The following is an 18492-nucleotide window of genomic DNA, read 5'->3' on the forward strand; positions in this document are numbered from 1 at the left end:
ATCCTCCTCACACCTGGTGGTGACCCGTCATGCCCTCATTGCCCCGCCCCGCCATGGGCCCCGGCTCCCGCTGCACCGCTCGCGCAGTGACGACCCGCCCACGCCCCGCCCGGCACACCGACGTCGCTGCGCTCTCCCGCACCCTCACCGCCCGCGACCTGTGGTTGGCGCGCATGCTCCATGAGCACCGCGTCTTGACCACCCACCAGATCGCCGGCCTCGCCTACACGTCGCTCCGCTCGGCCCAACGCCGCCTGCGCACCCTGCACCAGCACACCGTCCTCGACTCCTTCCGCCCCCTGACCCAGACCGGCTCCGCCCCCGAGCACTACACCCTCGGCCCCGCCGGCGCCGCCGTCCTCGCCGCCCACGCCGGACGCGACCTCGCCGACCTCGGCTGGCGCCCCAGCCACACCGGCCGCATCGCCTACTCCCCCTCCCTCGGCCACGACCTCGGCGTCAACGAACTCCTCACCCACCTCGCCGCCCACGGCCGCAACACTCCTGGCGTCGGGCTCACTCTCTGGTTGTCCGAGCGTTCCTGCGCCCGCCGCTGGGGCGACCTGGTCCGTCCCGACGCCTACGCACACTGGTGCGACGGCGAGCACCTGCTGCCGTTCTTCCTCGAATACGACACCGGCAGCCAGACCCTCGGTCGCGTCGAGGCCAAACTCACCGGCTACGCCGCCTTCGCCACGACAGCCGACACCCGCCCGGCCCTGCTCATCCACACCCGTACCGCCTCCCGCGACCAGGCACTCCGCTGCCGTCTCGCCGCCCCTGCACGGGAACTGGGGCTGACCATTGCGACCTCCTCCGCAGACTTCACCACCACCACGCCATGGGGCCCTTGGTGGAGTCCTCTCGGCCCCGGGGACACCCGCCGCACCACCCTCACCAACCTCGCCACCCGCTGGCCCCGGCTCGGTCCGGCCGTCGAACTGGAGCCGACCGACGCCGACACGGCCCTCACCCTGCCCGTGTCCCCCCTTCCGCCCACGCCCAAGGCCAGAGCGTGAGCTCGCTGTTCGCCAAGACCGCCGGCGGCATCGGCTGCGCGATCCTCGCCCTGCCGTTGCTGCCGGCGCTCGCCATCGCCGCACTGCTGGGCGGGCTGTCCGCCGGCGGCAGTGTGGCAGCCGCGCCGAGCAGGCTGGCACTGGCGGACATCCCCGCGAACCTGCTCGCCCTCTACCAACGCGCCGCCCTGGAGTGTCCGGGCCTTTCCTGGACGATCCTCGCCGCGATCGGCAAGGTCGAGACCGACCACGCCCGCAACCCGGAGATGGTCTCCTCGGCCGGCGCGGTCGGACCCATGCAGTTCCTCCCGCCCACCTTCGCCACGTACGCACACCCCGTCCCGCCTGGGGGCAAGAACCCGCTCACCCCCTGGGATCCGGTCGACGCCGTCTACGCCTCTGCCCGGCTGCTGTGCGCCAGCGGCGCCCGCAACGGCCACGACCTCCGCCACGCCATCTGGCAGTACAACCACTCCGACGCCTACGTGAACCAGGTCCTCAAGATCGCCGAACAGTACGCGGCTGCCATTCCTGCCCCAACCGAGTCGGCAGCCAGAGCAGTTGCATTCGCCCGAGCCCAGCTCGGCACCCCGTACGTGTGGGGCGGCGACGGCCCGGCCGACGGCGGCTTCGACTGCTCCGGCCTGACCCAAGCCGCCTACCATGCCGCCAGCATCAGCATCCCCCGCGTCGCCCAGGACCAGTACGACGCAGGCCCCCATGTGCCCAGAGGAGCAGCGCCGGCCCCTGGTGACCTCCTGTTCTTCGGCACCGGCCCGCGCGACATCACCCACGTCGCCCTCTACATCGGAGGCGGCCAGGCCATCGATGCGCCGCACCCCGGAGCCGTCGTGCGTCAGGGCCCGGCGCACACCGACTCCCCCTCCTTCCAAGGCGCGACCAGGCCCGCAGCACGAGGCGCGAGCACGTGAAGCAGGTCCCCGTCCGTGAAGCCGTCGCCCTGCTGCGGATGATGACCTGGGTCCTGTGCGCGGTCGGGCTCCTCGCCCTGGTCTTCACCACGGTCAACGTCACCCGCTTCGCCACCAGCCGCGACATCCCTCTGCCGATCGCGGTCCTCCTCGACCCGATGATCGGCACCGCACTCGCCGGCGTCCTCTACGTCGACGCACACCTCGCCTCGTGGGGAATTCGCCCGCCGATCTGGTCGACCGCACTGCGCTGGAGCGCCGGATGCACCGCCGCTCTCATGAACTCCTGGGAGAGCCTGTGGCCCGACGGGCAGATCGGCTGGCCCCACCAGTCCGATCCGGCAGCCGTCCTCCTGCACCTGACTCCCGCTCTGCTCCTGATCGCCCTGACGGAAACGATCGCCGCCTACCGACGGACCGTCACCGACCTCATGGACCGGATCACCATCGCAGATCCTCCCGAACAGCGCTCTCTGCCCACCCCGGGCACATCCCGATCGCCCGGCACCAGCGCCGACCCGAAAACCGGCCGCCCCGATTCATCGACGGTGGCCCACCAAAGGGACCGAACCGGTCCGGCGCCCTTCTCCATCAGCATCCCCGCCGCGGACACCGGCCACGACCGGCCCCACACGGGCGACGACGGGCGCCATCACCCCCTGCTGGCATCTGATCCCCCACCAGCCGACGACACGGCGACAGACGCCGATGTGTGGCCTCGCGCCATCGCGTTGAACGAGGCATCGCGCGCCGCCACCGGGAAGCCGGTCAGCGTCTGGCGGCTGCGCACCGATCTGCGCATCGGGCCACGGCGTGCCCGGCACATCCGCGAGCAGCTTCTGACATGCGATCGCACGCCATCGCCGCCCTCCGTCAATTGAGCCGCCCTGCCCGTCACCCGATCGCACAGAGCCGGGACTGATCGGGTCTGGGTCGGGAGTTCAGGCCTCCCCGTTCGCCGATCGGCACACGGACCGGTGCACTGCACGTTCCACCGACCCACCGCTCTGAGCTGGTCCGTACCCCAAGCGCCAGACCCGCTTGACTTCGCGCCGGAGCGGAGCGTCCATGGTCGTGGCCGATGCACCCGGCGAGCCAACAAGGAATCCGACCCGCCCGTGCCATGGCCACGTTCGCCCGGGAAACACGCGATGCGCACGCGCCCGGCGAACATCCGCGAACCGCACCCTTGCGGTTGCACCCCCGGCCGGGGACCTCGCCCAACCGACTTCCGACGGAATCGAGGTTCCCTCATGTCCGACACCACCAACGACACACGCACGCAGCACGCCGAACCCGACCAGCCCGCCCAGCTGGTCGGACCCCCCGCCTCCGTCCTCGCCCACCTGATCACCCTCACCGCCGACGAGGAAACGACCGCCGCCGAACTCGCGCTCGCAGCCGACCTGGGCCGATCCACCACCAGCAAGGCCCTGACCACCCTGGAGAAGCACGGCCTGGCCATCCGCACCCCCGGCGGCCACGACGGCCCCCGCCGCACCCCCGACCGCTGGCGCGCCACGCGCGCTGACGAGACCAGCAGCGACAACTCATGCCCATCGGAGCCCACCCCCACCACCCCTGAGCCCTCCACCACCAACACAGCCGAGCCAGAATCCCCGTGCACGGGCTGCGAGAGCACTCCGGTCGACGCAACCGCAACCGCAAGCGAAGACACGAGCGCCGACTCAGGTGCGCGCGTCACGGACGTGTCGGTAGACGACACACCACACAACCCCCTGCACCAAGAAGGTGAGCAGCCCGGGGCGGACTCCGCTGAGGAGGCCAGCGGGCGTCACAACCCCAGCGACGACGACTCGGCGGCCGAGGATGCCCCTCCTGCAGATGCAAGGTCCGGAAAGCCGACGCCGGGACGTCTGCTGATGACTGTCCAGTCCGGCGAGAAGAAGCGGCTCGCCCCGGGATCGCTCCGTCAGATGGTCATCAACCACCTGGAGGCACACCCCGACGAAGCATTCACTGCCACCAAGATCAGCCGAGTGATCGAGCGGTCCTCAGGAGCGATCGCCAACGCCCTGGTCAGTCTGGCGCAGCAGGGCATCGCCGAGCAGATGAGCGACCGGCCGCGCACCTACCGCATGGCAACGCCCGACGGCAACGCGTAGCCGACCGGAAGCACCGAACCGGGCTGGTTCCCATGAGAGTTGGGAACCAGCCCGGCAACTGGTCGAGTCTCCCACACCACGCTAGTGGCCACGGGAACAGCGAGGGTACGGCGGCAAATTGGCTAAGGGCTGGAATCAGAATGAGGTCTCATGGCTCGGGGATGGCGGCATGCCAGTTGGCGTTGGCGCGGCCCGGAGGGCTATGGAAGCTGGACTCCGGACCAGGCCCCGGTTCCCACCGACGGCGAGACCTGGGCGATCGGCGCGGTCATCCTCAACCAGGACGGCAGGGCCTTCGCTCAGAAACGCAGCCCCCACAGGCGGCTCTTCCTCGACTGCTGGGACGTCGTCGGCGGCCACGTCGAGCCCGGCGAATCACTCCTGGATACGCTCGCCCGTGAGGTCGAAGAGGAGACCGGCTGGCGCCTGCGCCGAGTACGACGCCTGCTCGGAATCACCACCTGGACCGGCGACGACGGGAACGGAACGCGGCACGAGGCCGACTACCTCGTCGAGGTCGACGGCGACCTGGAGCACCCCACCCTGGATTGGTCCAAGCACACCGCTTGCGACTGGTTCGGCCCCAACGACCTCTCCCGCCTCAAGGAGAACCGAGCCCCCGGCGAGTACCTCATCCACGACCTCATCGCCACGGCCCTACAAGATCGCCCGGACTGACTCTAGGCGTCCTGACGGCCGTAGCGTGCTCTGTTCCATGCCACTTGCTCGGCAGTCAGTGGTGACGAGATTTTATGCACGTCGCCGACAAGGTCGTTGCCGCGCCGCCGAGGCCGCCCCCACTCGCGTTCCCGGAAGGCCATGACGGACACCTGGGAAGCGGGCTGCCAGTGCAGGGTGAAGGCCGGGGCATTGGCGTCCGGGACGTCCTCCAGGCACACGCCGCGGTTCGACAGCAGCCGCTGCAGTTTGTCGAAGCGGAGGTGACGGTCAAAGCGACCGTACCGCTCGCGAATCGCCTTGTTGACAATGCTGCTGCCCCAATACGAAAGCCGATGCACCTGCAGGGTGAAGTGGTGCCCCTGCCATGGGTGGTCGGGCGATTCCCGGTCCCAGAAGAACTCGACCAATCCGTAGTCGCGCCACATGCTGTAGTCGTCAATGGAGTTCTCGGCGAAGTCGGAACTCAAGATCGCGCTAACTTGGTCGGGGCTGTCCGTCGGCTTGGCACCGAGGACCGTTCCAGACATGACCACGTCCACGTAGAACGCGAGGGAATGCGGAGTCAGCTGCTCTCTCCTTGACTGGGTCGAGGTGGCCGGGAATGGCCGCCTCAGCATGGGCGACAGGGGCACCGCGAAGATCCGATGGGCAGGCCCTACGACCGGTTGCGTGGGTGGTTGCGCGCGGTGCGCTCATTGCCGTGCTTGTAGGCCCCTGTCCAGCGGGCCATCACCAGTTGGGCATCCCCCGACTCGACCCCCGCAAGGAACTTCTGGGCACGCGCGCCGCGCAACGTGCCCGCCGGACGGCCCTGGCGGGTGATCGTCACGGTGCCATCAGGGCGCTGGGCATAGGCGAATCCGAAGGGTCTTGGCATGACCGGGATAGTAGGCACTCGAGCCGGCAATCCGCATGCGCATTTCGGTCAGCGAGTACCGGCGTTGTCTACATGATCGCCCGGACAGGCTCTAGCCCCAGAGATCTCAGTCCGATGACAGTCCTAAGGATGATCGCGGGGGTGGTCTCGGCGGCGGTCGCGATGTAGGTAGCGTACTGGACCCAGCGTTCAGCGCGCGCAACCTTCGCACGCGCAGCGTACGAACTCGCATCCCGCACGGGGTTGCCCCGGGCCGAGCACGCGGGCGTCGACAACCGCGGCACTGGCACAAGAGGGGCTGGAACGCGAAGGACTGCCGCACACCACGGGTGCGGCAGTCCTTTAACGTACTGAAGTTCTAGCTGGTGACCAAGGGCTCCACTTCTGCCACGAGGAACTCTCCGTAGTGCAGAGCCGAGCCCAGCGCCTGCAGTCGCGTGTATTGGTCCTGGGAGAGCGCCGTGCCAGATCGGATACCGATCTCGCAGATCGCTCTGAGGAGCAGTCTGAGTGCCAGGTCGGGCGTGCACCTGCTGGCACACAGGGCCAGGGCCTTTCGGATGGCGTCCGGCAGGATGCGGGTGTGGTCGATCTCGGCCAGAACCTCATCCGCCATGTCGGCCCCGTCGTCGGCATCGCTGCCGGTGAGCGGCGAGATGTCCGGTGCGATGGCCAGCCAGTCGTCACAGAGTTGGACCAGGGTCTCCATCCACGCTGTACCCGAGGTAAAGCCCCTGGGCGGGTCGGAGAAGGCGCCTTCCGGATCCGTCGCGGCCTGCCACAGGGTCTCGATGGTCGCTGAGTCGAGGCTGTCCAGCAGGACCTGGGCATCCCGGCGGATGAGCAGCACTGCCTCAGGCTCCAGGTCCGGGGCCAAGTGATACCGGACCGCCTCGGCCCCCGTGGCTCCGTTGTGCGTCCAGTCCTGGTGGAACATGGTGGTGAGCCATGTCAGGCCGAAGTCGGACTCGTCGAATCGCTTCACTCATCACCTCCTACATCGGGAATGCAGTGAACACGTAGTAACCGCTCTTATGACCCTTGGCCTTCTTCAGCACGATCCGGAAGGCATTTTTGGCGGGTGTGATGCTTCCGTCGCTGTGTGCCACGTAGCCGAGGGAGTCCTTCCCAGGATAGGTCCCCGTCAACGCCCTCTCCCGCTGGGTGCCGCGCATCCAGCGCTGGATTTCGGCTGCCTTGGTAGACAGTGCATAGTCCACCACGGCCTGTGCCGTGTCGACGTCAGCGAACACCCCGTTGACTCCCTTCGCCTTAGCTAGTCTCTTGGCGTCCTCCTCGGTTACGAGTCCGGGGCCGGCCGTGTGCTCGTCAAGGGCGTGAGCCTGTCCAGGGAACTCACCGGCATCGGCGACGAGGTTATTGCAGTTGTGGACCAGGACCGGGCTGCTGCCGGCGATCGCGTAGAAGGTGTGCAGGCCGGACACGGTCAGGTCGTACACCGTCCGCGGCGCGGCCTGGTGCTCGTCGAGCAGTGCGGCCACGGTGCGGGCGGTTCCGTCCGGGCCGCGCAGGGTGTCTCCGTGCCGCAGGTCGGATGCCAGGGTCCAGCCGTGTCCGGTGACGAAGAACCGGTGTCCGGGTGTGCTGGTGAGGTGTCCGCCGTTGGTGAGGGCGACATCGACCAGGTCGACCGCGGTGTGGTGGAACGTCCGTGTGACCGGCTCGCCCTGAGCCCGTCCCGTCGCCGGGTCGGTGGCGAGCAGCAGGTCACCGGTGCGTACGTCACGAATCGCCTTGCGGCTGCCGTCGGCGAGGACCACCTGGGTGGTGCCGGGGAAGCTGTTGACCGAGCAGGCCGTCCGCGCCTCCTTGTACACGTTCACCGACCGCTCGATGTCCGCCAGGGTCTCCGCGTCAACATCCAGTGTCTTCAGGGCCTTCAATGCATCGGCGACCCCTTCCCCGGAACGCAAGGCGGCGTCCATGCCTCGGATCGCCTCGGCGATCTTCCCGAGCGGACCACCGAGCGGAAGCCAGGTGGCGGCCCAGGCGCAGTCACCGAGGCTGCCGTCGCCGTCACCGGCGAGTTTGTGGTAGCAACCGGTGAAGTCCCCAGTGATCGACTTGGCGATGCCCTTCCAGAGGTCCAGAGCCACGTCCACGGCGGACATCTTGACCTTCTTGCTCAGGCCCTTGATCGTCACCGTCTTGAGGAAGACGGTGTCCTCGGCCGGACAGCCGGACTCGGTGGCAGGCACATCCGGGTTCAGGCACAGGTAGTAGCTGACCACCGCGTCGAAGTGCGCGATGTACACCATGGTGTTGCAGTTGAAGTTGTGGCATTCGTTGGGCAGTTGTTCGGGGTCCCCGTCCTGCCTGATGTCGTCGATGACGGAGAAGACTCCGCCGACACCGGTCGTCGCGCCCGTCTGCACCTGCTGGTTGGCCTTCTCCCGTTCGGTGCGGTCGGCGGCAGTCTGGGCTTCCTTGGCGTACTTGTCTGCGTCCTTGGCTGCCTGTTCGGCCTCGGTCGCCGCTGTGTCGGCGCGGTCGGCCGCTGCACGGGCGTCCTTGGCATCCTGTTCGGCCTGGGCGGCTGCCGAGCGTGCTGCCGCCGCGTCGAGTTCGGCTGTGTCGGCGGAGTCGCGGGCGTCCTTGGCGTAGCCCTCGGCGTTGCCTGCGGCCTTGTCGGCGGCCGCGGCGTCGTCGGCCGCCTGTTGGTCGTAGTCGATGGTGCGGGCCAGCGACGAGGCGGCTGCTGAGGCGGCCTTGGCAGCGTCGGCCGCGTAGCCGAGAGCCTCCTTGGAGTAGGTGCGGGCGTCCGCAGCGTACTGGGCTGCGTTCGCGGCGTGCTGGTAGGCCTCCTTGGCGTCGCCCTTGGCCTGGTCGGCGAGGTTCTTGGCCGCGTCCGCCTCGGCTTGGGCGTTCTTGGCATGGGCGTCGGCGACGGCCTGCTGCTGGTCGGCGATGGACTTGGAGGCCTGTCCGGTCAGGACCACCAGGACGGCGGCGGAGTCGGTTTCGACGTAGGGCGAGCCGAGCTGGATGGCGTCGTTGGCGGGGTCGGCGACCTTCTCGGCCGCCTTGCCTGCGTCCACGGCGGCCTGCGCGGTGACATGGGCGTATCCGGCGGCCTTGGCCGAGGCGTCGAGTGCCTTGCCGGCTTCGGTGCTGGCGGCGTCGGCCTGGGTCTTGGCGTCCTTGGCGTGCTGTTCGGCCTCGTCGGCGAGCTTGACCGCGGCCCTGGCCTCGGTGGCGGCGTCCTGGGAGGCCTTGATGGCGTCGGCGGCGGCGCTGGTGGCGGTCTTGACCGCCGCGTCCGCCTTCGCCTTGTCGGCCTGCGCGGCGTCCGCGTCCGAGCGCGCCCGCTTGGCCGCGGCCTCAGCGCGGGTGGCCGCCGCGTCGGCGTCGGCTGCCGCCTGGGTGGCTGCGTCGGCAGCGGCGCGGGCGTTCTGCGCCGCGGTGTCGGCGTCGTCGGCAGCCTTGTCCGCCTCATCGGCGGCAGCCCGGGCGGCGGTTGCGGCGTCCCCGGAGTCCAGCTTGTCGGCGTAGGCGTCCTTGGCGTCGGCCTTGGCACGGGCCGCGTCCGCCTTCTGCTCGGCGTCCCAGGCGTCGTCGCGCATGGCCTTGGCCTTGTCGCGGGCCGTGTTCGCGTCGTCCCGCTTGCCCTCGGCGGTCTTCTCGGCGGTGTCGGCCTTGTCCTTGGCGTCCTTGGCCCGGGTCGCCTGGGCCTCGGCGTTCTTCCTGTCGTCGGCGGCCTCGGCCTGCTTGGCGGCGGCCGTCTCCTTCTCCGCCTTGGCCGTCTTCTCCTGAGCCTGTGCGTCCAGCCGCTTGGCGTGCGCGTCGGCGGCAGCCGCCTCCGCGTCGCCCTCGGCCTTCACGGCATCGGCGAGCTTGGCCTCGGCGGTCTCCTTGTCCTTCTTGGCGTTGTCCCGGTGGACCTTGGCCGCGTCGGCCGCGGCCTTGGCCTGCTCCTCGGCGGCCTTCGCGGCCTCCTTGCGGAACTCGGCCTTCGACTGCGCCGCCTGCGCCAGGGCGCGCTGGGCGATGGTCGCGCTGTCACCGGCGGAGGCGCGGGTGGCGGCCTCGGCCGTCTCACCCGCCTTCTCCATCGCCGCGAGCGCGGCGGCGGCTCCCCGGGTGACCTGCGCCTTCTGCTCACCCACCAGCAGACCGCGGCCCCGCGGCGCCCCATTGGCGTCCGCGATGCCATAGGCGGCCTGAAGTGCGCTGTCGGAGTCGGTTGCGGCCTTCTGCGCGGCCGCCAACCCCGCCTTGAGCACGGCAAGCTGACTCTTCGCACCCGTCTGGGCCAGGGTGATGCCGGCGGTGGCCCTCGTGAACTGGGCCTTGTCTGGGTACGACAGGCTGTCGGTGCCGTCGTGGCCCTGGGGAACGACGCGGATCTTCTGCGCGTCGGTGCCGTTGCACGTGTACAGCTGGGTGTCGTTGCCGTTGTCAAACGTGTGCAGATCCAGGCACTTGCCGGTCACGGCGTTACGCAGCTCGCCGGCGGCGCGGACATCGAGCTGCCACTGCTGCGCCGGGGAGCCGTTGCACGTCCAGATCTGGATCTTCGTGCCGTTGGCGTCGTTGCCGCTCTTCACATCGAGGCACTTGCGTGCATTGGTGTTGTACAGGGCGTACCCGCCGTCGTAGGCGCCCCAGAACTTCCACTCCTGGGCGGCACTGTTGTTGCAGGTGTAGATCTGCACCGGGGTGCCGTTGGCCGTTCCGCTGCCCTGGACGTCCAGGCACTTGCCCTTGGCCGCCTCCACCCGCATCACCAGGGAGGAATCGCCGATCCAGCCGACGCCACCCGGGGACCAGTAGTCTTGCCAGCGGGTGAGATGGTCGGCGACCCAGGAGTTCCCCAGCATGCCGCTCAGCGCCTTCGCGCCCTTGGCCAGGGCGTCGACCGCGCTCTTGTTCGCGTCCAGGATCTGGTTGCGCTGGGTGGCCTGGGAGGCTACCTCCTGCTGCCATTCACCTGCCGCGGTCGTGCTCACATCGCCCAGCACGTTGTTCGGGTCGAGCGGGTCACGCCAACCGCACGCCGCGAAGCGGGACTTCACGTCCTCCACCGCGATGCGGTACTCCGGCGTTCCCGGCTGCGGAGCAGTGCGCGGGAAGCCACCGGAGGAAAGGAAGACTCGCGCGTCGTCGGCGCCGGCGTTCCTCGCGGGGCCGCCGTGCATCCATTGGAACGCGTCGTGCTCGGCCAGCGCCCGGTTCCACTCCTGCTGTGACTTCCCCGCCGGGTCCGGGTCCTTACCGTAGACCGGGTTGCCCACGGCGTCGACGGCCTTGAGCGTCGCGGTGTCGGCCGCCGGAGTGGCGTCCTCGTAGAAGTCACTGTCGTTCTTCCAGAACCGGCCGGCGACCCACGTGCTCAGACCGGTCTGGCTGTAGAAGCTCTGCTCGCCGTCGGGCGGCAGGTGAAAGGCGGTGTCGGTGAATCCCCCAGGAGTCGCCAGACCGTCGAGAGGCTTCTTCCAGCCCTCCCGGAGAGCATCGAGCCCGGCCATCTCCTTGCCCGCCGCGTCCCGGTCCTTCTGGTACGCGACGGCCAGCGGCGTCTGCTCCCAGTTCTTCCGGTCCGCCAGGACATGGAGCTTGTCGGCGCTCTGGTTGAGGCCGTCCTGGGCGGTCGTGGCCATCGTCGGGCCGCCGAGCCGCAGCACGTCGGTCATCAGGCACTGGTCCTGCCGCAGTTGCTCGGCAGTGGTGTCCTGGTACCAGGGGTAGGAGTCGGCGGCCGGTTCGGGGGCCGGCCCGGACGAGCCGGGCTGGACCGCGAGTCCGGCCAGAACCGCTAGCGCCGTGACACCGGTGACGGCGGAAGGCAGTCTCCGTGGTCTTCGTGATCCGGGCAGGCGGAACCAAGGTCTGGGGTGCACAGGAGCATCCCTTTCTGCGTTCATGGGAGTGCGGGCCGGGAGAAGGCCGGAGAACAGGGAGCAGCAGAACGCATCCCTGACGGCATGCCGGGATGGCTGGATCCCGTACGCGTTGCGGTCTACGGACGCTTCTGGCGTTCCGACGGCAGGTACGACGGCATGACGGTGCTACCCCTCCCCGTGAGCGACGCTGTTCCCCCGGCCGCTGGTCAACACGCACGGACGCGGATTGGTCATGATCCGGTCACGCGCGGCTTTACCCTACGCATACACAGACCGCCCGTACAGATGTTCATGTCCGGGCGGACGAAGAGGCTGGCCTGAATCTGCCAGGCTGGCCAGCCACCGGAGAAGGCGGGAAGAGTCCGTCCCTGCAAGGAGATTTCGCGATCACCTCGTGGAGTTCCTGTGTGCATGAATGGCAAATGCAGGGCCATCAACTGACAAGAGATGGCTGGTTTTCGCCCTCCGATCACGCCTGGGTGCAGTTCATCGCCGCCCCCTCAACCTGCCTGGCCGCAGCCGCCGCAGAACCCACCGTCGTTGCGGGGATTCCGACAATGACCCGCCACGCAGCGCTTGGACGCCGGGCTGCGGCTCTTGGTGAAGAGTTGATAGGGCTCTTTGAAAGGGTGCGGACAGACCTGCTCGCCCAACTTCCCCACCCACCACCTGCACGCTGACTTGCGGACAGGCTCGTAAGGGTTCGCGCGTGCCGCCGTCCGGATGATGAGGTGGCACGGTGACCAATCATGATGAGGCAGCGGCTGTCCGACCGTTGACACTGGCCTGGGTGCACCGGCACCTGGAGGCCGGCGAGCGGATCGTCGGAGCCGAGGCGCTGCACGGCGGCGCCACCGCCGACATGCGGAGGCTGACCATCGGCACGCGGGACGGAGGCACCCGGCACCTGGTGCTGCGCTCCTTTGTCGGCCCGACCCGGCAGGGGCCGGCCGAGGACCTCCTGCACAGAGAGGCCGACGCCCTGACCACGCTCATCGGCACCGGCGTGCCGGCTCCCGGACTCGTCGCCGTCGACCCGACCGCCGCGCACTGCGAGTACCCCTCGCTCCTCATGACCCACCTGCCGGGCCGGACGGTCCTCGACGACGAGGGGCTGGAGACGCGCCTGCCCCTGCTGGCCCGTCAACTCGTGGCGGTCCACGCGGTGCGGCCGGCCGTCCGGCCCCGGGAGTACGTGGCGCTGACGACCGCCGACACGGTCGTGACCCCCGAGGGCGCCGACGCCGCGGTCTGGGCCGCCGCCATCGACGTGATCCGCAAGCCCGTGCCGCGCTACGAAGGGCGGTTCCTACACCGGGACTTCCAGCCCGGCAACGTGCTGTTCGACCTGCCGCCCGAGGACCCGGCCGGTGCCGCCGGTGCCCGGATCACCGGCGTCGTCGACTGGGCGGCGGCCTCCTGGGGCCCGGCGGACCTCGACGTGGCGCACTGCTCCACCAATCTCGCGCTGCTGCACGGCCCGGCGTGGGGCCTGCGCTTCACCGAGGCGTACCAGGAGGCCGGCGGGAGGCTGGCCGCGGCCGCGGACGAGCGGCTGTACTGGCAGGTGCGGGAGCCACTGGCGTCCTCGGAGGAAGTGCAGTCGGTGGCGCAGCCGTGGCGGGAGGCAGGACGGACCGAGCTGACGACACGAGCCATGGAAGAGCGGCTGGATGCCTATGTCACCTCCCTGATGGACGCGCTGGGCTGAGCCAAGGCGGTCCGGGCGCGGGCCTCGGCCTCGTCGTTTACTGCTCAACCAAGTGGGGAGTCGAGCAGACCCTGGGGAATCTCGGCATCCCCATCAGTGTGAAGTGGTCAGCGCAGGGGTGTTGAGGTCTGGGGCGCTGCGGCGCACGGCAGGCCGGTACGAGCCGCGTGGGCCGGCTGATCGAGAGCCCGGAAGCAGTGCATCAGGTGTGTGTCCTGCGGGCGGACAGAGGGGCGCGTGCAAGCCAGCACCTATACGGCGGCCTCCGCTCCGCTACGGCCCTGGTAAGGGTGGGCGCGTCGAGGTCGGGGCGGCCTTTGGCCAGCAGGTGCTCCGCCATACGGCCTGCAGGTCGGCGAGCGGCGGCCTGGCCGTTGTCGGCAGTCGCGCGGAGGGGGATGAGCACGGTGGAGGAGCTGATGTACGAGCAGGTAGGGACCGGGCGGGCCGGTGCCGCGATGCCGACCCGCCGTCGGGGATTCGTAGAAGGGCAGGGCCGGGGGCCGGTCGCGCGCCCCCACATGGCCAACTGCCTTCGGTCACGCCTCGGGGTGCCGCACAACGGCCTGGTAGGTCTCCAGGACGAGGGCGAGTTGGTTCATCTGCTGGGCGAATCGTGCGGCGTGCAGGTCGGTGGTGTGGCCGGTGGTGGTGAGCAGGCCGGTGACCGGGACGAAGGCCGGACCCGAGGGCGGGTTGAGGGCGTTGTCGAGGCAGTCACGGGCACGGGTGGCGTGGCGGCGCAGTTTCCCGTGGAGCCGGTCCGCCTCTCGGGCGGTATCCCGTACCAGGACGGCCAGCGCGCCCAGCACGGTTCCACGCTGCAGGCACAGATCGTCGAGGCGACAGTAGCCGGTGTCGCCGAGGACCCCGTATACGGCTTGGGTGCCCGGTGCCGGGCTGATCTGCGGATCAGGTGTCGGGCAGGCCGGCTTGTCCGGCGGGCTGCTGCGGGCGGCGGTGCCCCGGACCCGGCTCCCGGGGGTGAGGTGCTCGGTCATGGCAGCGGCGTTCCTTTCTCGGTAGGTGGGTTCTGCTGCGTCAGAGGACTTCGCCGTAGCGGCAGGTACGGCTGTGCCCTTCATCGACGCTGAAGGTGTCCGGCACCGTGTCCGGCCGTGGGATGTCACCAGGCGTGAGCGGCGGGCGGGCGAGATAGGTGCCGAGGTCAGCGAGGTGACGGACCAGGGCGAGCGGGACGTGGCCGGAGCATTCGGGGCAGGGACCGAGGAGTTCGAATGCTTCGTCGTCGTAGATCGGAAAGCGCGAGAGGAAGACGTACTGCTCGTTCGTGTCGGGACAGGTGGCGGTGGCCAGGACCGGCTCTGCGGGGCTGGTGCGGCGGCGCTGCCAGTCCGGGGCGGTGGTGATCTGGTCCAGGCCGAGTCCTAGGGCGGCAGCCAGGCGTACGGCAGTGCGGGCGTGTTCCTCGCCCCGGTAGGGGCCGTGCGGGCTGATTGCGGTGTTGTGGCGGATGAACACGGCGGCGGCGTGGGCGCGTTCGGCGAGTGAGGTCATGGCGGTTGTGGTCTCCTTCGCGGTCGTGGCGGGTGGGTGGTCGGGGTGGAGGCGGCCCGCGGCGTAGGGACGGGCGGCCGGGCTGCTGTTCGGGCGCGGGTGCCGGTGCCTGGCTGAGCGGCGTAGTGGTTGATGCGCGGCTGGGTGCCGCCCCCGGGCGGGGCCGGGGGCGCCACCTGGCGGGTCAGGCGGTGGTTGCGGCGAGGGCGGCGGCAGCTGCCTGGCCGATCGCGGTGACGGCCTGGGCCGGGTCGGTGAGTTCCAGGAGGGTGGCGCCGGGCAGGGGGCGAGGGTCGGTGTCGAAGGCGAGCCACAACACCGCGCACCCGGCTGTGCGCAGGGCGGTGATGCGGTCGGCGGCGCGGGCGGCCTCGTCGGGGCGGTAGTGGCCGTCGGAGGCGATCACCAGCAGTCGACCGGTGCCCGGTGTGGTGAGGTCGAGGGCGGCGCTGAGGGCATCGGTGGCCTCGGCGAGGCTGTGCCCGCCGCCGTCCGCGTCGAATTCGGTCACCTTCGAGGGGACGCGGCCCGGTTGGGTGATCGCGGTCAGTGCGCGGCGGTAGGCGATGGTGGCGGTGCGTGAGTCGGCGTCGGTCAGGGCGGCGGCCTTGGCGACGATCCAGGCGGCCGAGGCGATCGGGGCTGCGGCGGCGCACATGGAGCCGGAGACGTCGACCGCGATGCCGACGCGCAGGGGCGGGGTGGGGCCCTGGCGGCGCTGGGTGCGGATCCAAGGCTGGGCGGTGGGCAGGGCACCGGCCGCTTTCTGTGCGTCCCGGGCCAGTGCTCCGCGCATGTTCAGGCGCCCGGGCGGAACCGCCGAGGCGGTGACTGTGGTGGTGCGTTCGCGGTAGGCCGCCGTGCGCAGGGCGCGGGCGAGGCGCCCGGCCGCCGACTTCTCCGCTGGCGTGGGCGGGCGGGTGCCGGTCACCGGGGAGGCGGCACGGCCGAGTCGGCCCCGGGCACGCTGGCTATCAGGGGTATAGGGGCGTTTGCCGGGGCCGAAGACCTTCTCGGCGATACCGGCCGCTTGCCGCGCTTGGGCAGCCTGTGTGGCTTTCGCCCGGGTCCGGGAGACGCGGGCGGCCGTGATCCGGGCCTGGGCTGCTCGTTCGGTGGCCTCGTTCGCCGCGACCGTGGCGGCGACCTTCCCGACCGCAGCGGCGAGCTCACCGCCGCCGCTGGCGTTCCCGGGGCCGCTGCTGGGGACCGGGATCGGTTGCGGCTGATCAGGTGTTGCGCCCAGTGCTTCGCACCAGGCGCGGGCGTGGGCCAGCATGGCGGATGCGTCGTCGTCGGCGGTGGCGTGCGCGGCCGTCCAGATCATCCGGAGCTGGGCGAGTGTCTCCTCGCCGAGGATGTGGTGCACGGCGTGGTGGAGGGGTTCGGTCTCGTCGGGGTCGAGGATTCCGGCGTCGCGGCGGGCCAGGATCAGGCCTGCCGCCCCGGCCGCCTCCCACCGGTCGGCCGGGCCCTTGGTGGTGAAGTCCGCCATCACCATGTGCTGGATCGCGGTCCGCAGGTGTGCCCGGTCTGCGGGGCGGCGCGTGATCTGGGCGTGTTCGACCCGTGACTCCTCCAGCAGCTGGGCTGCCGTATCGAGGGCGCTGCCACGTAGGGGTGGCGGGGTGGACCAGCGGCTGTGGGCGGCGTGTGCGGCTTCGTGGGTGAACACGCCCCAGGCGACGGGGTAGTTTGCTTCGTCGCCCGCCTGGTTGGGGTTGATGGCGGCGGGGCGGAGGGGGGCGAACAGGGCCCGGTCGATCTCGAGTTGGGCGGTGGCGGGGAAGAAGGCGGCCGGGGCGCCGGAGCGGGTCTGGTCCTCGCAGGTGACGATCACGTCGTCGCGCCCGGCAAGTTCCGGGAGCCGTTCGGCCAGGGCGGCGGCGATCCGCAGCCAGTGATCGTCCTGCGGGCGGGGCGTGGCCTCGTAGGCGGGGCCGCCGTCGTCCTCCCAGCGGGCCAGGGCCTGTTCGGTGTCGGTGACGGCCGGGCGGGTGGGCAGGAGGTGAGAGGGTGCGGGCATGCCGGTTGGGTCCCTTCCGAGCAGGTGCCGGTGGGCGGGGTGGGTGCCCGGGGCCGGGTATGTGTCCTGGCCCCGGGGCATGTGTCAGAGCTGGCGGCCCAGGGCGAGGGCGGTGACCGGGCGGCCGGTGGCCTTGGTGACGATCTCGGCGACCGTGTCGCGGTCTTCCAGGGGTGCGATGCCGACCAGGTTGGCGAAGGCCGTCTCGGCGCCGAGAACGTCGGCGATCTTCTGGAAGGCGATCAACTCCCGTAGCTGTGGCGCCCATCCGATGTCGCCCGCCTGCTGGAGGGCGGCCAGGTTGCGGGCGATGCGTACGGCCGCGCGGTTGATGTTCAAGGAGGCGGCCAGGTCGTAGTCGGAGCCGACCTGGATCTGCACGCTGAAACGGCTGGAGAGGGCTTCGGTCAGTACGGCTCCGTGGACGCCGGGGTTGTGTCCGGCGATCACGTAGAAACCGTCGGCGGCGGTGATCGTCTCGCCCTTGTGTGCCTTGACCTGGATCTGCCTGCGCCCGTCCATCGCCGGATACAGGGCGGCCAGTACCTTTGGGGAGATCAGCGTGGCGTCGTCCAGGAGGAGGGCTCGGCCCTCCTGCATGGCGGTGACAAGGGGTCCGTAGACGAACTCGTAGCCGCCGTTTGAGTCCTGGGTGTATTCGCCGATCAGGTCGCCGACCGTGGTGTCGCCGTCCCCGGCCACCGTGACCAGGTCCGGGAAGGCCGCCTCGATCAGTGAGGTCTTGCCTGTGCCCGGCGGGCCGTACAACAGCACCGCCACCTGGGCCTCGCGCAGCCTGCGCAGCGCTTCCACATCCGGTAGCTGCGCCAACGCCCTGGGGTGGTACTTCTGGCCGTTCGGCCGGGTGATCGGCTCCGGCCGTCCGCCGAGCGGCGGCGCTGGGGCCTGCCCGGCCGACTGGGCTGGGGCCTGCCCGACCGACTGGTGCGGCAGCGAGGGAGCCGGGCTCAGCGCGGGAGCAGGGCCCGAGGCCTGTCGGGCTGCGGCGTCCGTCGTGGAAGTCGCGCGGTAGGTACGGGGTTTGTCCCCTGCCCGTTCCGCTTCGCCCCGGCACACCAGCGTCTCGCACGCGTTGCCGACGGCCCCGCCCGAATGCCCCAGAGCCTTCGCCAGCTCGGTCACCGTGAACCCGGTGCCCGGGTTGGTGGCCAGGATCTGCGCGATCCTCGCCCGCAGTTCGCCCGGGCGGGCCTTGCCGACCGGGCCGGGCGGGGGTCCCGCCGGGGGCGCGGGTGTACTCGGCGGGCCGGACGCCGCCTGCCCGGATACCGGGGCGGACGGTGCGGGTGTGGGGGCGGGGGCGGGCGCCGCAGGGCTCGTCATCGGGCGAATTCCTTTCGCTGCCTGACCAGAACCGGCTTATTCGAATTCGGAAATGACCGCCCCTTGGATATACTCCACCCGTCATCCGTTTTCGGGCGGACCCCATCGGAGGGATTTCCTTTTCCCGACTTTCCCGGGAACAATTCAAATATAGCTCGACCGGCGCTCCACCTGAAGTCGGATTCCGCCTTGATAATGCTGGAATTTTCGGGAATTCACGACGCTATTTCAGGAGAATTCTCGGCTGGACGACGCAAGGCGTCGTGGCCTGTGGTACCTACGACCGAAGCACAGGCACACGGGCCGTGTGAAACCCGCACATTCGCCTGTGCGCGCGGGATCCGCCTGCAGGCGTGGACCGGGCCAGGGCGCCTTCACCCGCGCCTGGGAACCG

The 18492-nt window shown here is 70.1% G+C and carries 14 protein-coding genes; 6 read left to right on the forward strand and 8 right to left on the reverse strand.

All coding sequences use genetic code 11. The annotated features are described in order from the left end of the window. Positions 1-29: 29 nt before the first annotated feature. From ACFC8N_RS16725 to ACFC8N_RS16745, 5 genes are all read left to right on the forward strand, one after another. The gene (locus tag ACFC8N_RS16725) at positions 30-1019 is read left to right on the forward strand and encodes a replication-relaxation family protein (protein WP_376288565.1); all 990 of its coding nucleotides are present in this window, start codon (positions 30-32) and stop codon (positions 1017-1019) included. Further along, the gene (locus ACFC8N_RS16730) at positions 1016-1951 is read left to right on the forward strand and encodes an NlpC/P60 family protein (RefSeq protein ID WP_376288566.1); all 936 of its coding nucleotides are present in this window, start codon (positions 1016-1018) and stop codon (positions 1949-1951) included. The genes ACFC8N_RS16725 and ACFC8N_RS16730 overlap by 4 nt, the downstream gene beginning before the upstream one ends. After that, positions 1948-2832 (forward strand): extensin, encoded by an 885-nt coding sequence (locus ACFC8N_RS16735; RefSeq protein WP_376288567.1) that lies wholly within the window; start codon positions 1948-1950, stop codon positions 2830-2832. Before ACFC8N_RS16730 ends, ACFC8N_RS16735 begins: the two co-directional genes overlap by 4 nt. A 372-nt stretch (positions 2833-3204) precedes the next feature. Continuing rightward, on the forward strand, positions 3205-4077 hold the full coding sequence (locus ACFC8N_RS16740) for a helix-turn-helix domain-containing protein (protein WP_376288568.1): 873 nt from the start codon (positions 3205-3207) through the stop codon (positions 4075-4077). 150 nt (positions 4078-4227) lie between these two features. After that, the gene (locus tag ACFC8N_RS16745; protein ID WP_376288569.1) at positions 4228-4755 is read left to right on the forward strand and encodes an NUDIX hydrolase; all 528 of its coding nucleotides are present in this window, start codon (positions 4228-4230) and stop codon (positions 4753-4755) included. A gap of 2 nt (positions 4756-4757) precedes the next feature. Here the strand turns inward: ACFC8N_RS16745 and ACFC8N_RS16750 are convergent, their stop codons facing one another. The 4 genes from ACFC8N_RS16750 to ACFC8N_RS16765 all read right to left on the reverse strand — a co-directional run bounded on the left by ACFC8N_RS16750 (position 4758) and on the right by ACFC8N_RS16765 (position 11520). Beyond that, on the reverse strand, positions 4758-5297 hold the full coding sequence (locus tag ACFC8N_RS16750; RefSeq protein ID WP_376288570.1) for a hypothetical protein: 540 nt from the start codon (positions 5295-5297) through the stop codon (positions 4758-4760). A 116-nt stretch (positions 5298-5413) separates the two neighbouring features. Next, positions 5414-5635, reverse strand: coding sequence for a hypothetical protein (locus ACFC8N_RS16755; RefSeq protein ID WP_376288571.1), 222 nt, complete (start codon positions 5633-5635; stop codon positions 5414-5416). A 358-nt stretch (positions 5636-5993) separates the two neighbouring features. Further along, on the reverse strand, positions 5994-6620 hold the full coding sequence (locus ACFC8N_RS16760; protein WP_376288572.1) for a hypothetical protein: 627 nt from the start codon (positions 6618-6620) through the stop codon (positions 5994-5996). A 10-nt stretch (positions 6621-6630) separates the two neighbouring features. Beyond that, on the reverse strand, positions 6631-11520 hold the full coding sequence (locus ACFC8N_RS16765) for an RICIN domain-containing protein (RefSeq protein ID WP_376288573.1): 4890 nt from the start codon (positions 11518-11520) through the stop codon (positions 6631-6633). A 718-nt stretch (positions 11521-12238) separates the two neighbouring features. Here ACFC8N_RS16765 and ACFC8N_RS16770 point away from each other — a divergent pair. Continuing rightward, positions 12239-13210 (forward strand): phosphotransferase family protein, encoded by a 972-nt coding sequence (locus ACFC8N_RS16770; RefSeq protein WP_376288574.1) that lies wholly within the window; start codon positions 12239-12241, stop codon positions 13208-13210. Between the two features lie 539 nt (positions 13211-13749). Here the strand turns inward: ACFC8N_RS16770 and ACFC8N_RS16775 are convergent. The 4 genes from ACFC8N_RS16775 to ACFC8N_RS16790 all read right to left on the reverse strand — a co-directional run bounded on the left by ACFC8N_RS16775 (position 13750) and on the right by ACFC8N_RS16790 (position 17939). Continuing rightward, positions 13750-14211, reverse strand: coding sequence for a hypothetical protein (locus tag ACFC8N_RS16775; RefSeq protein WP_376288575.1), 462 nt, complete (start codon positions 14209-14211; stop codon positions 13750-13752). Positions 14212-14251: 40 nt separating this feature from the next. Next, positions 14252-14728 (reverse strand): hypothetical protein, encoded by a 477-nt coding sequence (locus ACFC8N_RS16780; RefSeq protein ID WP_376288576.1) that lies wholly within the window; start codon positions 14726-14728, stop codon positions 14252-14254. A 184-nt stretch (positions 14729-14912) separates the two neighbouring features. Beyond that, the gene (locus ACFC8N_RS16785; protein ID WP_376288577.1) at positions 14913-16754 is read right to left on the reverse strand and encodes a VWA domain-containing protein; all 1842 of its coding nucleotides are present in this window, start codon (positions 16752-16754) and stop codon (positions 14913-14915) included. Between the two features lie 84 nt (positions 16755-16838). Further along, on the reverse strand, positions 16839-17939 hold the full coding sequence (locus tag ACFC8N_RS16790) for an AAA family ATPase (RefSeq protein WP_376288770.1): 1101 nt from the start codon (positions 17937-17939) through the stop codon (positions 16839-16841). Between the last annotated feature and the right edge of the window lie 553 nt (positions 17940-18492).

The organism is Streptomyces sp. NPDC055966 (genome assembly GCF_042269865.1).
Lineage (GTDB): Bacteria > Actinomycetota > Actinomycetes > Streptomycetales > Streptomycetaceae > Streptomyces.